Source organism: Stutzerimonas sp. NM35, from assembly GCF_054604355.1.
The window spans coordinates 1706694-1720979 of record NZ_CM137728.1 but is presented as its reverse complement, the minus strand read 5'-3'; the positions used below and the strand labels follow the sequence as shown (position 1 = coordinate 1720979).

General features: G+C 59.2%; 13 protein-coding genes. 9 read left to right on the top strand and 4 right to left on the bottom strand.

From position 1 onward, the window contains the following. Nucleotides 1–46: 46 nt before the first annotated feature. Entirely contained in the window at nt 47–865 is an 819-nt protein-coding gene (gene ppsR / locus ACYCFC_RS08075) for a posphoenolpyruvate synthetase regulatory kinase/phosphorylase PpsR (protein WP_181082749.1), read from the bottom strand. 155 nt (nt 866–1020) lie between these two features. Between ppsR and ppsA the strand changes: the two genes are divergently transcribed. From ppsA to ACYCFC_RS08040, 7 genes are all read left to right on the top strand, one after another. Continuing rightward, nucleotides 1021–3393 carry a phosphoenolpyruvate synthase gene (gene ppsA, locus ACYCFC_RS08070; RefSeq protein ID WP_459653632.1) on the top strand — a complete coding sequence of 791 codons (2373 nt, stop codon included), beginning with the start codon at nt 1021–1023 and terminating at the stop codon, nt 3391–3393. A 64-nt stretch (nt 3394–3457) separates the two neighbouring features. Then, complete coding sequence (rraA, locus tag ACYCFC_RS08065) at nt 3458–3946, top strand: ribonuclease E activity regulator RraA (protein ID WP_181082751.1); 489 nt, start codon at nt 3458–3460, stop codon at nt 3944–3946. A 64-nt stretch (nt 3947–4010) separates the two neighbouring features. Then, nucleotides 4011–5000 carry a zinc transporter ZntB gene (locus ACYCFC_RS08060; protein ID WP_459653631.1) on the top strand — a complete coding sequence of 330 codons (990 nt, stop codon included), beginning with the start codon at nt 4011–4013 and terminating at the stop codon, nt 4998–5000. Nucleotides 5001–5100: 100 nt separating this feature from the next. Then, entirely contained in the window at nt 5101–5346 is a 246-nt protein-coding gene (locus ACYCFC_RS08055) for a CrfX protein (protein ID WP_181082753.1), read from the top strand. Nucleotides 5347–5348: 2 nt separating this feature from the next. Then, nucleotides 5349–6179, top strand: a complete 831-nt coding sequence (locus ACYCFC_RS08050; RefSeq protein ID WP_181082754.1) for a mechanosensitive ion channel family protein — start codon at nt 5349–5351, stop codon at nt 6177–6179. A 101-nt stretch (nt 6180–6280) separates the two neighbouring features. After that, nucleotides 6281–6847 carry an RNA polymerase sigma factor SigX gene (sigX, locus tag ACYCFC_RS08045; protein ID WP_181082765.1) on the top strand — a complete coding sequence of 189 codons (567 nt, stop codon included), beginning with the start codon at nt 6281–6283 and terminating at the stop codon, nt 6845–6847. Nucleotides 6848–6948: 101 nt separating this feature from the next. Next, nucleotides 6949–7938, top strand: a complete 990-nt coding sequence (locus tag ACYCFC_RS08040; protein WP_181082755.1) for an OmpA family protein — start codon at nt 6949–6951, stop codon at nt 7936–7938. Between the two features lie 182 nt (nt 7939–8120). Here the strand turns inward: ACYCFC_RS08040 and acnB are convergent, their stop codons facing one another. Continuing rightward, nucleotides 8121–10730, bottom strand: a complete 2610-nt coding sequence (gene acnB / locus ACYCFC_RS08035; RefSeq protein ID WP_459653630.1) for a bifunctional aconitate hydratase 2/2-methylisocitrate dehydratase — start codon at nt 10728–10730, stop codon at nt 8121–8123. A gap of 392 nt (nt 10731–11122) precedes the next feature. Here acnB and ACYCFC_RS08030 point away from each other — a divergent pair, with 392 nt between their 5' ends. Further along, nucleotides 11123–11590, top strand: coding sequence for a DUF1289 domain-containing protein (locus ACYCFC_RS08030; RefSeq protein WP_459653629.1), 468 nt, complete (start codon nt 11123–11125; stop codon nt 11588–11590). Nucleotides 11591–11657: 67 nt separating this feature from the next. Here ACYCFC_RS08030 and ACYCFC_RS08025 read toward each other — a convergent pair whose 3' ends face one another. Next, nucleotides 11658–12521: a universal stress protein gene (locus ACYCFC_RS08025; RefSeq protein WP_459653628.1), complete on the bottom strand. Its 864-nt coding sequence runs from the start codon at nt 12519–12521 to the stop codon at nt 11658–11660. Between the two features lie 436 nt (nt 12522–12957). On the opposite strand from ACYCFC_RS08025, the gene ACYCFC_RS08020 reads away from it, so the two are divergent. Further along, nucleotides 12958–13563, top strand: coding sequence for a MiaE family protein (locus ACYCFC_RS08020; protein WP_181082767.1), 606 nt, complete (start codon nt 12958–12960; stop codon nt 13561–13563). On the opposite strand, the gene lpxH is transcribed toward ACYCFC_RS08020, so the two are convergent. Further along, the gene (gene lpxH / locus ACYCFC_RS08015) at nt 13564–14286 is read right to left on the bottom strand and encodes a UDP-2,3-diacylglucosamine diphosphatase (protein ID WP_459653627.1); all 723 of its coding nucleotides are present in this window, start codon (nt 14284–14286) and stop codon (nt 13564–13566) included.

Sequence of the window (14286 nt, the reverse complement as noted above, 5' to 3'; positions counted from 1 at the left end):
AAAAGTCCGCACCTGGCGGACTTTTTGTTGTCTAGCGAAGCGGCATTTATTTGAATCGCCGCTCGACGCCTTTTTCCACCAGGATCTTGGCGGAGATTTCCTCGACGGAGAAGTGCGTCGAGTTGATGTAATTGATGTTTTCGCGGCGGAACAGGCTTTCGACTTCGCGCACCTCGAATTCGCACTGGGCGAAACTGGCGTAGCGGCTGTTGGGCTTGCGCTCGTTGCGGATGGCGGCCAGCCGCTCGGGGTCGATGGTGAGGCCGAACAGCTTGTCCTTGTAGGTCTTGAGGGCGCTGGGCAGTTGCAGGCGCTCCATGTCCTCTTCGGTCAGCGGGTAGTTGGCAGCGCGGATGCCGTACTGCATGGCCATATAGAGGCAGGTCGGGGTTTTGCCGCAGCGTGATACGCCGACCAGGATCAGGTCGGCCTTGTCGTAGTAGCGGGTGCGGGCGCCATCGTCATTGTCGAGGGCGAAGTTCACCGCCTCGATGCGCTCCATGTAGTTGCTGCTGTGACCGATGGAGTGGGATTTGCCCACGGAATACGAGGAGCGTGACATCAGTTCATGTTCCAGTGGTGAGAGGAACGAGGAAAAGATATCGATCATGAAGCCGTTGGATTCGGCGAGGATGTCGCGAATTTCCTGATTGACCAGGGTGTCGAATATGATCGGACGCGCACCATCGCTTTCCGCTGCTTTATTGATTTGCTGTACCATTGCCCGCGCTTTTTCGGTCGTATCGATGTATGGCCGGGTCAGCTTGGTGAAGTTGATGGTTTCGAACTGTGCCAGCAGGCTCTGGCCGAGTGTTTCGGCCGTGATCCCGGTACCGTCGGAGATGAAAAAAGCAGTTCGTTTCATTGCCCTTGGAGCCTTAAGTCGAGAACGCTTCTCAGCTATAGTGAAGGCCCCTTGAAGAGCCTCGATTGGCTGGCATTGTCACTTATTTTGCAGAGCCGGGCCACCGTGCCACCTGGGCGCGAACCGAGTTTCCAATACAACGTGGAGAGATCACCTTGGTAGAGTACGTAGTTTCCCTCGATAAGCTCGGCAATCATGATGTTGAGCGTGTAGGGGGCAAGAACGCCTCCCTGGGCGAGATGATCAGCAACCTCGCAGGCGCGGGTGTTTCAGTACCTGGTGGTTTCGCCACTACGGCGCAGGCCTATCGCGATTTCATGGAACTCAGCGGTCTGAACGAGCAGATCCATACGTTGCTCGATGCGCTGGATGTGGATGACGTCAACGCCCTGGCCAAGGCCGGTGCGCAGATTCGCGGCTGGGTCATGGCCGCCGAGTTTCCGCCGCAACTGGATGCCGATATCCGTGCAGCCTTTGCCGAGATGTCCGCCGGTAACGACAACCTGGCGGTTGCGGTGCGCTCTTCGGCAACCGCAGAAGACCTGCCGGATGCCTCCTTTGCCGGCCAGCAGGAAACCTTCCTCAATATTCGTGGCGTGGACAATGTGATCCGTGCTGCCAAGGAGGTGTTCGCCTCCCTGTTCAACGACCGCGCCATCGCCTATCGCGTGCACCAGGGCTTCGACCACAAACTGGTCGCCCTGTCCGCTGGCGTGCAACGCATGGTGCGCTCCGAAACCGGTACTGCCGGTGTGATGTTCACCCTGGATACCGAATCCGGCTTCCGTGACGTGGTGTTCATCACCGGCGCCTACGGCCTGGGCGAGACCGTGGTTCAGGGTGCGGTCAACCCTGACGAGTTCTACGTACACAAGCACACCCTTGAAGCGGGTCGCCCGGCCATCCTGCGCCGCAACCTGGGCAGCAAGGCGATCAAGATGATCTACGGCGAAGAAGCCAGCGCCGGCAAGTCGGTCAAGACCGTCGATGTCGATCAGGCCGAGCGCATGCGCTTCTGCCTCACCGACGAGGAAGTCAGCAACCTGGCGCGCCAGGCGATGATCATCGAAAAGCACTACGAGCGCCCGATGGACATCGAGTGGGCCAAGGACGGTGACGACGGCCAGCTGTATATCGTCCAGGCACGTCCGGAAACCGTCAAAAGCCGCAGCAGCGCCAATGTCATGGAGCGCTACCTGCTGAAGGAAAAGGGCACCGTGCTGGTCGAAGGCCGCGCCATTGGCCAGCGTATCGGCGCCGGTCCGGTGAAGATCATTCGCGACGTCTCGGAGATGGACAAGGTCCAGCCGGGCGACGTGCTGGTATCGGACATGACCGACCCCGACTGGGAGCCGGTGATGAAGCGCGCCAGCGCCATCGTCACCAACCGTGGTGGCCGTACCTGCCACGCGGCGATCATCGCGCGCGAGCTGGGCATTCCGGCTGTCGTCGGCTGCGGCAACGCCACCGAGCTGCTCAAGGATGGCCAGCGCGTCACCGTGACCTGTGCCGAAGGCGACACCGGCCTGATCTTCGAAGGCGAACTGGGCTTCGATATCCGCCAGAACTCCATCGACGCCATGCCCGAACTGCCGTTCAAGATCATGATGAACGTCGGTAACCCCGACCGCGCATTCGACTTCGCCCAACTGCCCAACGAAGGCGTTGGCCTGGCTCGCCTGGAATTCATCATCAATCGCATGATCGGCGTGCATCCCAAGGCGCTGCTGAATTTCGACGGCCTGCCGAGCGATGTGAAGAACAGTGTCGAGAAACGCATCGCAGGTTATGGCGATCCGGTCGACTTCTATGTCGAGAAACTGGTCGAGGGCGTCAGTACCCTGGCTGCAGCCTTCTGGCCGAAGAAGGTCATCGTGCGCCTGTCGGACTTCAAGTCCAACGAATATGCCAACCTGATCGGCGGCAGGCTCTACGAGCCGGAAGAAGAAAACCCGATGCTCGGCTTCCGTGGCGCCTCGCGCTATATCAGCGAATCCTTCCGTGACTGCTTCGAGCTCGAATGCCGTGCCATGCGCAAGGTGCGCGACGAGATGGGGCTGACCAACGTCGAGCTGATGGTGCCCTTCGTGCGCACCCTCGGCGAGGCCTCGCAGGTCATCGACATCCTTGCTCAGTTCGGACTCAAGCGTGGCGAGAACGGTCTGCGCATCATCATGATGTGCGAGCTGCCATCCAACGCACTGCTGGCCGACGAGTTCCTGGAGTTCTTCGATGGTTTCTCTATCGGCTCCAATGACATGACGCAGCTGACGCTGGGTCTGGACCGTGACTCGGGCATCATTGCGCACCTGTTCGACGAGCGTAACCCGGCGGTCAAGAAGCTGCTGGCAAGCGCTATCGAAGCCTGCAACAAGGCCGGCAAGTACGTCGGCATCTGCGGCCAGGGGCCGTCCGACCACCCGGATCTGGCCAAGTGGCTGATGGAGCAGGGCATCGAGAGCGTTTCGCTGAACCCTGACTCGGTACTCGATACCTGGTTCTTCCTGGCGGATGCCGAGATCAACTGATCGCTCACAGGTAAAAAGGGCGAAATTCGCCCTTTTTCGTACCAACAAAACAAGGGGAACACTCATGCAATACGTCACGCCAGATCTGTGCGATGCCTACCCTGAGCTGATTCAGGTCGTGGAACCGATCTTCAGCAACTTCGGTGGTCGTGATTCCTTCGGCGGGCAGATCGTCACGGTCAAGTGCTTCGAGGACAACTCGCTGGTCAAGGAGCAGGTCGAGCTCGATGGTGCCGGCAAGGTGATGGTGGTCGATGGTGGTGGCTCGCTGCGTTGCGCCCTGTTGGGCGACATGCTGGCCGAGAAGGCTGCGCGCAATGGCTGGCAGGGGCTGGTCATCTATGGCTGCATCCGTGATGTGGATATCGTCGCGCAAACCGACCTGGGCGTGCAGGCGCTGGCCAGCCATCCGCTGAAGAGCAACAAGCGGGGTGTCGGCGAACTGAACATCCCGGTGACCTTCTGCGGCGTGACCTTCCGCCCGGGTGAATACCTCTATGCCGACAACAACGGCATCGTGGTTTCGCCAGAAGCGTTGAAAATGCCTGATTGAGTCATGCTTTCGGTTACACGAGCCCGGTCAAGCCGGGCTTTTTTGCAGTCTGAGCGGGGAAGCCATGCTGGCTGATGAGGAAATGGGCCTGTTGCATGCCCTGGTGCTGGATGGGCGGGGTGGCGCCCGTCAACTCACTTATGCGGACATTGCCTCGCTGGAGCTGGTCGAGAGCGAAAGCCTGTGGCTGCACTGGGATCGCAGCCAGCCTCAGGCCCAGGCCTGGTTGCGCGAACGGAGTGGCTTGAGCGGTTTTACCTGTGATGTGCTGCTTGAGGAAAACACGCGCCCACGACTGCTGCCCTTGCCGGCTGACGAGCTGTTGCTGTTTTTGCGAGGGGTGAACCTCAATCCGGATGCCGAACCTGAGGACATGGTTTCACTGCGGGTTTTCGCCGATGCGCGCAGAGTATTTTCGCTGCGCCTGCGACCACTGCGCTCCACCGAGGCGGTTATCCAGCAACTGGCTGCAGGCGTAGGCCCGAAAACGGCTTCCGAGGTGTTGATCAGTCTCGCCGAAGCATTGACCGACCGCGTGGATGATCTGGTTGCGCTGCTCGCCGAGAAAGTGGATGACGAAGAGGATCGCCTCGAAACCGAGCCGCGCTATGCGCCACCGCAGGACAAGTTGCTTGCGTTGCGGCGCCAAGCTGCAAGCCTGCGCCGGTTTCTGCTGCCTCAGAACGAGATCTACGGACAACTGGCGCGCAAACGGCTTCCCTGGTTCGTCGATGACGATACCGTGTACTGGAACGAGCTGAGCAACCGCCTGATCCGCTACCTCGAAGAGCTGGAGCTGGTCCGTGAACGGGCCAATCTGGTACTGGAGGCCGAGGAGCGGCGCATGCGCGAGCGAATGAATCGAACCATGTATCTGCTTGGCATCATCACCGGTTTCTTTCTTCCGATGAGTTTTCTCACCGGGCTGCTGGGTATCAATGTCGGGGGTATTCCGGGCTCGGAGAATCCCTATGGTTTTGCGCTGGCATGTGCGCTTATCGCTGCGGTAGCGGTTTTTCAATGGTGGATATTCCGTCGCCTGAAATGGGTATGAATGTGACTTTTTCATACAGCTGCCGTCTAGGCACTGAAACGTTTCCTCGGTGTGCTGTGAAACGTAAAAGGTTCCCGAGTTGGAGTGTAACGAGGTGAGCATGGGTGATCCCTTTGAAGAATCCCTGCGCGATATGCTCAAGGCGCAGTCCGGGCATGACGATGACGCCTGTCTGGACCGAGTCTTGAAAACGGCCAACCGTCAGGTGGGCGCGGGTGATCTGTTCGGCTTGATGGGACACTGGCTGCAAACGCTGCTGGTTGTGCTCAGCAGCGGCGCTTCCCGCTCTTCAGCTGTCACCCCGCGCCACACGACCCATCCAACCTCTTTCGACAAGGCTGATTGATCATGGAGTGGAGCCAAAGTCTGCTCGCTGCAATGAGTGCGCTCTGGGCACCCATTGCAGCTTTTATCCCACGTCTGTTTGGAGCATTGCTGGTTGTCGCAATTGGCTTTCTCGTTGCCAAATTGCTTGATGCCCTGCTGTCCAAGGGGTTGGCAAAAATAGGCCTCGACCGACTGGTCGCCGGCACGGGTACAACCAAGCTTCTGGGTCGTGCCGGTATTCGTGCGTCGGTATCCACCCTGATCGGTAGAGTCGTCTACTGGTTCGTGCTGCTGATTTTCCTTGTCTCGGCTGCCGAGTCGCTTGGGCTGGCCCGCGTCTCGGCAACCCTCGACATGCTGGCGCTCTATGTGCCGAAGGTTTTTGGCGCGGGACTGATCCTGCTTGCTGGCGTGCTGCTGGCTCAGTTGGTCAGCGGCCTGGTTCGCGGCGCTGCGGAAGGCGTCGGGCTTGAATATGCCAGCGGGCTGGGACGCATTGCCCAGGGGCTGGTAATCATCATCAGCATTTCGGTCGCGATCGGTCAGCTCGAGGTGAAAACCGAGCTGCTCAACTATGTTATCGCCATTGCCCTGATCTCCGTCGGACTTGCCGTCGCGCTGGCGCTGGGGCTGGGTAGTCGCGAACTGGTCAGCCAGATTCTCGCCGGCATCTATGTGCGGGAGCTGTATGGGGTAGGGCAGCGCGTTCGCCTTGACGGATTGGAACTGGAGGGCGAAATCGAGGAAATCGGAACAGCCAAGACCCAGTTGCTGACGGATGATGGCGAGCGGGTCTCGATTGCAAACAGAGTGCTGCTGGAGCAGCGCGTGGACAGCCGCCTGAGCCGATAATCTGTTAAAGTACGCCGCTAATTTTGTTGGTCTTCCATGAATGCTGGCCATGACTTTGACAGCCGGTTCGAAGCGTCTTGACTACAGTCCATCCGCCAACCATGAGCTATGACCCACGCCAGCTTTCCGATGAAGAGTTGGTGCAGCGTGCCCATGGCGAGTTGTTTCATATAACCCGTGCATATGAAGAGCTGATGCGGCGATATCAACGCACTCTTTTCAACGTGTGTGCTCGTTATCTCGGAAACGAACGAGACGCCGATGACGTGTGTCAAGAGGTGATGTTGAAGGTCTTGTATGGCCTCAAGAACTTCGAAGGGAAGTCAAAGTTCAAAACATGGCTATATAGCATTACTTATAATGAGTGTATTACGCAGTATCGCAAGGAGCGACGCAAGCGACGGTTGCTGGATGCTTTGAGTCTCGACCCGGTCGAGGAAGCTTCCGACGACAGCGCGCCTGTCGTGACTGAGAAGAGCGGTCTTGAGCATTGGCTTGTGCATGTGAATCAGATTGATCGGGAGATTCTTGTTTTGCGCTTTGTTGCAGAGCTGGAGTTCCAGGAGATTGCTGACATCATGCACATGGGGCTAAGCGCAACGAAGATGCGTTACAAGCGTGCTCTTGATAAACTTCGCGAAAAATTTTCCGGGATAATTGAAACTTGATGGCTCAAAGTTGTCATAGAGACAGCGAACAGCTTGGGTTTTCAGTTAGCCGGGGTTTCCTTAGATTGTTCTGATACTAACCACCAGATGGGGATTTACGGATGAAGCTTAAAAACACCTTGGGCGTTGCAATTGGTTCCCTGATTGCCGCCACTTCTGTTAGCGCGCTGGCTCAGGGCCAAGGCGCCGTTGAGGTGGAGGCATTCGGCAAGCACTACTTCACCGACAGCTCGCGTGATGTGCAGCGCGACGGTGAGCTCTATGGCGCTGGCGTCAGTTACTTCCTGACCGACGATGTATCGCTTGGTCTGTCCTATGGTGAATACCACGATCTGACGTCCCAGGATCCGTTGGGCGCCGGTGGTCACAAGAACATCAAGGGCAGCCTGACTTCACTTGATGCCACTTATCACTTCGGTCAGCCAGGTGTTGGTCTGCGTCCCTATGTTTCCGCTGGCGCTGCTCACCAGAGCATCGGTCAGGCTGATCGTGGTGGTCGTGACCGCAGCACCTTCGCCAACGTCGGTACTGGTCTGAAGTACTACTTCACCGAGAACTTCTTCGCCAAGGCCAGCGTTGATGGCATGTACAACATCGATGCTGACGAAGCCGAGTGGATGGCTGGCATGGGTGTTGGTCTGAACTTTGGCGGCGGCACCCGCCAGGTTGCACAGGTCGAGCCGACTCCAGAGCCCGCACCGGCGCCCATCGTCGACACCGAGCCGGAGCCAGAGCCGGAACTGGTCCGTGTCGAGCTGGACGTGAAGTTCGACTTCGACAAGTCCCGTGTGCGTGAAGAAAGCTACAGCGACATCAAGAACCTGGCTGACTTCATGCAGCAGTACCCGCAGACCAGCACCACCGTCGAAGGTCACACTGACTCCGTGGGTACCGACCAATACAACCAGCGTCTGTCCGAGCGTCGTGCTCAGGCCGTTCGCGAAGTGCTGGTCAATCAGTATGGCGTAGAAAGCCAGCGCGTCGACTCGGTCGGCTACGGCGAGTCCCGTCCGGTTGCTGACAACAGCACCGAGGAAGGCCGTCAGATCAACCGTCGCGTTGAAGCTGAAGTGGAAGCTCAGGTTCGCTGATACCTGGCTGAACTACTGAACCCGGTCCTGCAGAACATGCAGGACCGGGTTTTTTATTGGCAACAGATAAGTGGGGATGCGTAACCGATCAAGGGCGCATAAAAATGCCCGCATCTTTCGATGCGGGCATTTTCGTCCCTTTGAGCTACCTGTTCAGATAGTTCACCTTGGGAGGTTCAGCCTCAGACTTCAACAACCTGGATCTTGGCCTTTTCCGCAGACTCGCGGAACTCGGCGATCTGGTCGAAGCTCAGGTAGCGATAGACATCAGCAGCCATGGTGTCGATCTCTTTCGCGTACTGCATGTACTCCTCGACGGTCGGCAGCTTGCCGATGATCGAGGCGACCGATGCCAGTTCGGCAGAGGACAGGTACACGTTGGTCGCATCGCCCAGACGGTTCGGGAAGTTACGGGTTGAGGTGGAGACCACGGTCGAACCGGTCTGCACGCGCGCCTGGTTACCCATGCACAGCGAGCAACCCGGCATTTCCATGCGCGCACCGGCCTTGCCGTAGATGCCGTAGTAGCCTTCCTCGGTCAGCTGGTGGGCGTCCATCTTGGTCGGCGGAGCCAGCCACAGACGGGTCGGAATACCGCCCTTGACCTTCTCCAGCAGCTTCCCGGCAGCACGGAAGTGACCGATGTTGGTCATGCACGAACCGATGAAGACTTCGTCGATCTTCTCACCAGCAACGGTGGAGAGCAGACGAGCGTCGTCCGGGTCGTTCGGGGCGCAGAGGATAGGTTCCTTCACGTCTGCCAGATCGATTTCGATCACGGCGGCGTATTCGGCGTCCTTGTCGGCTTCCAGCAGCTCAGGTCTGGCCAGCCAGGCTTCCATGGCCTGGGCGCGACGCTCCAGGGTGCGTGGATCGCCGTAACCTTCGCTGATCATCCAGCGCAGCAGGGTGATGTTGGAGCGCAGGTACTCGGCGATCGCCTCTTCCGGCAGCTTGATGGTGCAACCGGCGGCGGAGCGTTCGGCGGAAGCGTCGGACAGCTCGAACGCCTGCTCGACAGTCAACCCGCTCAGACCTTCGATTTCGAGAATGCGACCGGAGAAGATGTTCTTCTTGCCCTTCTTCTCGACGGTCAGCAGGCCTTCCTGGATGGCGTAGTAGGGGATGGCATGGACCAGGTCACGCAGGGTGATGCCTGGCTGCATTTCGCCCTTGAAGCGCACCAGTACGGATTCCGGCATGTCCAGCGGCATGACGCCGGTGGCGGCGGCGAAGGCCACCAGGCCGGAACCGGCCGGGAAGGAAATACCCATCGGGAAGCGGGTGTGCGAGTCGCCGCCGGTGCCGACGGTGTCGGGCAGCAGCATGCGGTTCAGCCAGCTGTGGATGATGCCGTCGCCCGGACGCAGGGAGACGCCGCCACGGTTCTGGATGAAGTCCGGCAGGGTGTGGTGGGTATTGACGTCGATCGGCTTCGGATAGGCCGCGGTGTGGCAGAAGGACTGCATGACCAGGTCGGCGGAGAAGCCCAGGCAAGCCAGGTCCTTCAGCTCGTCACGGGTCATCGGGCCGGTGGTGTCCTGGGAGCCGACGGTGGTCATCTTCGGTTCGCAATAGGTACCGGGGCGAATGCCCTTGCCTTCCGGCAGACCGCAGGCGCGACCGACCATTTTTTGCGCCAGGGTGAAGCCCTTGCCACTGTCAGCCGGCGCGACCGGCATCTTGAACAGATCAACCGGACCCAGGCCCAGTTCGGCGCGGGCCTTGTCGGTCAGGCCGCGACCGATGATCAGCGGGATACGACCACCGGCGCGGACTTCGTCCAGCAATACGTCAGTCTTCAGCTCGAAGGTGGTGACCAGCTCGTCGCTGCCGTGACGGCGCACTTCACCCTTGTAGGGGTACACGTCGATGACGTCGCCCATGGCCAGGTTGGTGCAGTCGAATTCGATCGGCAGGGCGCCGGCATCTTCCATGGTGTTGTAGAAGATCGGGGCGATCTTGGTGCCGAAGCAGAAGCCGCCGGCGCGCTTGTTCGGCACGTTCGGGATGTCGTCGCCGAAGAACCACAGCACCGAGTTGGTGGCGGACTTGCGGGAAGAGCCGGTGCCGACCACGTCACCGACGTAGGCAACCGGGAAGCCCTTGGCTTTCAGTGCTTCCATCTGCTTGATCGGGCCGACCGAGCCGGGAGCGTCGGGTTCGATACCGTCGCGGGCCATCTTCAGCATGGCCAGGGCGTGCAGTGGGATATCGGGGCGCGACCAGGCGTCTGGAGCGGGGGACAGGTCGTCGGTGTTGGTTTCGCCAGTGACCTTGAACACGGACAGGGTGATCTTCTCGGCCAGCGCAGGGCGGCTCTGGAACCACTCGCCGTCAGCCCAGGACTGCAGCACGGCCTTGGCGTTGGCGTTGCCGGCCTTGGCTTTTCCGGCGACGTCGTGGAAAGCGTCGAACATCAGCAGGGTGTGCTTGAGTTGCTCGGCGGTCGTGGCAGCCAGTTCGGCATCGTCCAGCAACTCGACCAGCGTGGCGATGTTGTAGCCGCCCTGCATGGTGCCCAGCAACTCGACGGCGCGTTGCTTGCTGATCAGCGGGGAAGTCGCTTCGCCCTTGGCGATAGCGGAGAGGAAACCGGCCTTGACGTAGGCGGCTTCGTCGACGCCTGCGGGCACACGGTTGGTGATCAGGTCAACCAGGAAGGCTTCTTCGCCGGCTGGCGGGTTTTTCAGCAGCTCGACCAGGCCTGCGGTCTGCTCGGCGTTCAGCGGCTGGGGCACGACGCCCTGGGCGGCACGCTCTTCTACATGTTTGCGATAGGCTTCAAGCACAGTTTATTACCCTCATCATTGGTCCCTTGGATGTTTCGGGACGCGCATCCGGAAGCTGTTTTCAAAGTTTTACGTCGGCTTGAGGTGCTGGATGCGCTGGTTAGAGGGATCTGCGCATCCAGCAATGGCCGGTTCAACTGTGCTCGTGACGCTTTGAAAACAGCTTCGTACGGATTGTGGCGCCGAAAACGGCGGGCCGATTCTACTGGAACGGGGCCATAAAGTTAAGTGAAGGGCTGCGGCGACTGTGTCTTCCAAGCAGATTCAGGATGTTCTAAAAAGACGCCGAGAGCAGGTCTGGCGCGGCTTCCGGCCTGCTGCGAACGATTCAACGGTGACCCGCCTAGGACAAAAGTCTAAGATATGGGGCTGTTCTTCGATTCATGTCCATCATGTCAAATCAGCGCATCAAAACTCCCTGTGTTGGCCTCTGCTCGACCGTTTATGGCGATCTGGTCTGTCGTGGCTGCAAGCGCTTCAATCATGAGGTGGTGGGCTGGAACGCTTATGCGGAGGATGAAAAGCGCGCCGTCTGGCTGCGCCTGGAGCAGCTTCTGACGCAAGTGATGGCGGCGAAGTTGGAAGTCTTCGATGCCGGCTTGCTACGACAGCAGTTGCTGGCTCGACAGATCCGTTTTGTTGACGGGCAATCACCTTATGGCTGGGCATATCAGCTGATTGCGCGAGGTGCGCGGGTTATCCAGCAACTTGAGGCCTATGGCGTTGTGCTGTTGCCGGAATTTCGCAATTGGTCATTGCCTGAACTGCGCGATGCCATTGATCAAGAGTTCTTTCTGCTCTCGCAGGCTCATTACGAGCGCTACATCGCTCCGCGATTCATTGCCGGGGATATCCGCTGACTGATTACTGGGTACAGGCAACTTTGCCTGCACCCGACTCAGCGCGCCGGGGCGGTGCGCCCGAGGATTATCGCTGCGCTACCAGGTTTTCGAGGTGCTCGATGATATCGTCCGGCTTCAATACCAGAACATCGCTTTCCAGCGCATCGAGCACCACTTCGGCGGTATTGCCCATCAATGCGCCGGAAAGGCCGGTACGGGCGACGGTGCCGATGACGGTCACTACGGCTTGAAGCTGCTTGCAGACATGCGGAATCAGCGCATCAGCCGGACCTTCCTTGATATGCAGCTGGCTGTCGGGGATGTCGAACTCGGCCTGGAACTGCTTGCAGGCATCACGGTAGCGGGCCTCGATGGTTTCCTTCAACTGAAACGCCGGATCTGCCGCGGAGAGCATGGCCGAAGGGTGGGCGCTGATGACATGCAGATTGCCGCCAGCCAGAGAGGCGATTTCGTAACCGTGATTGATGATGCTGGCATGCAGGGTGCGATGTTCGATATCAGCGTTGCCGACATCCACCGCAGCCAGTACTTTGCCGCCGGTCCAGGGGGTTTCCGTCTTGACCATTAGCACGGGGCAGGGGCAGTAACGCAGCAGTTTCCAGTCATCAGGAGTCAGCAGCGCCCGCTTGAGAGGGTTGTCGGGGATATGCTGCTTGATCACCAGGCCACAGCCTTCGGCTTGCTGCACGCTGATGATGGTCTGGTAGATGTTCTCGAGCCACGCCTGTGCAGTACTGACCGTGTGGCCCTGAGTTTCCGTTTCTTCGCGCAGGCGGTCCAGGTATTCGCTGTGATCCTGCTTGCCATCACAGATCAGCAGGTGCAGTCGTGACTGGCTGACACTGGCAATCAGGCAGGCGCGTTTCAGTGCGAGGTTTTCTGGCTGTTTGGGATCGATTATCACGAGAATACAGCGAATGGCTTGCATGATCGGCTCCGTTTCCTGTTCGAGTCACTGGACTATAGACAAGGGGCCGGCGCTGGTCAGTGATGCAAATCAATCAGCGCTGGTCGTGTAGGGTCTGTTGACGTTTCGCTCGCGACCGCGACGGAACCAGTTTTTGCGCGGGGCTAGGCGCGAGACGCGAAGTTTGGTCGTCCAAATGAGCCGTTGAGCAACAACGCTCCGCGCAAAAAACTGGCCCGTCCCTTTGGGTTGCGCGGCAAATGTCGCCATGCGGCGTTGCGGGACTTGGCAAGGGAGCGACCATTACCTGCGTCCCGCGCCTTGCCTGGCGACATTTGACGCTGCAACGCGGCTTGCGCCGAAACGTCAACAGACCCTAGAGAATGCCTCGTATAATGCATCGCCGGCGATGACTAATACGCCATTTTCATTACTTGCCACTATCAAGACGCTCATCATGCTTGCTGAATTGAATGAATTTCTCGGCTGCGCGACTCCCGCGGCCTGGGTCGATGTTGCCTTGCAGAATCAGGACGTGATGCTCATCGATCACGGCAACTGCGAGAAGAAGGCCGCCGGCGCTGCTTTCCAGTTGATGTTTCGTTACATCGACAAACCGGATCTGCAGCACAAGATGTCGCGATTGGCGCGAGAGGAGTTACGGCATTTCGAGCAGGTGCTGTCGATCATCCGCAAGCGGGAAATCGCCCTGCGCAATGTGGGTTCGTCGAGATATGCGGCTGGCTTACGTGAGCTGGTGCGCAACCACGAGCCTTATCGACTGACCGATACGCTGGTGATCGGTGCCTTTATCGAGGCGCGTTCCTGCGAACGCTTCGCCATGCTGGTCCCGCATCTGGACGAGGAACTGGGCAAGTTCTATCACGGCCTGCTCAAATCCGAGGCCAGGCATTTCCAGGATTATCTGAAACTGGCCTATCTCTACGGCGACGCTGCCGATATCGATGCGACCATCGTCCGGGTGCGAGAGCGTGAGCGCGAGCTGATCGAAAGCCCCGATTCCGAGTTCCGCTTCCACAGCGGCATCCCCGAAGCGGCCTGATCAGTCGAGATCGAAAGGTGCCTGGTGCCGGCCCGACTCGTCGATCTGCAAGGCCCAACCCTGCCGATCCCAGTCGCCCAGGACGATACGCTGCGCGACCTGGCCGTCGAGTTGCAGTGAATGTATTGCCGGGCGGTGCGTGTGGCCGTGGATCAGGGTGCGGACCTTGTGCTTGTGCATCATCCGGATCACCTCGTCAGGCGTCACGTCGACGATATCGCTGGCTTTCATTCGGGTTTCTGCTTTGCTGGTCGAACGCAGTTTCTGCGCCAGCTTTTGCCGTTTGGCAAGGGAGAGGTGGTGCAGGATGAACAGGCTGAGCGGGTTGCGCAGCCAGCGGCGCAGGCGCATATAGCCTTCGTCTCGGGTACACAGGCTGTCGCCATGCATCAGCAAAACGCGCTCGCCGCCGAGCATGGCGACATGCGGGTCGGACAGCAGCGTGCAGCCGGCCTCTTTGCAGAACGCCTGGCCGATCATGAAGTCGCGGTTGCCATGCATCAGATAGATGCGTGTGCCGCTTTCGCTCAGGGTGCGCAGCGCGCTGGCGATGCTGCGCTGGTAGGGTGTCATGCCATCGTCGCCGACCCAGACCTCGAAGAAGTCGCCGAGAATATAGAGTGCCTCGGCCTGGGGGGCACGGGTTTCAAGAAAACGAAGAAACGCCCGGCTGATATCCGGGCGTTGCTCTTCCAGATGCAGATCTGAAATCAGCAGGATCAA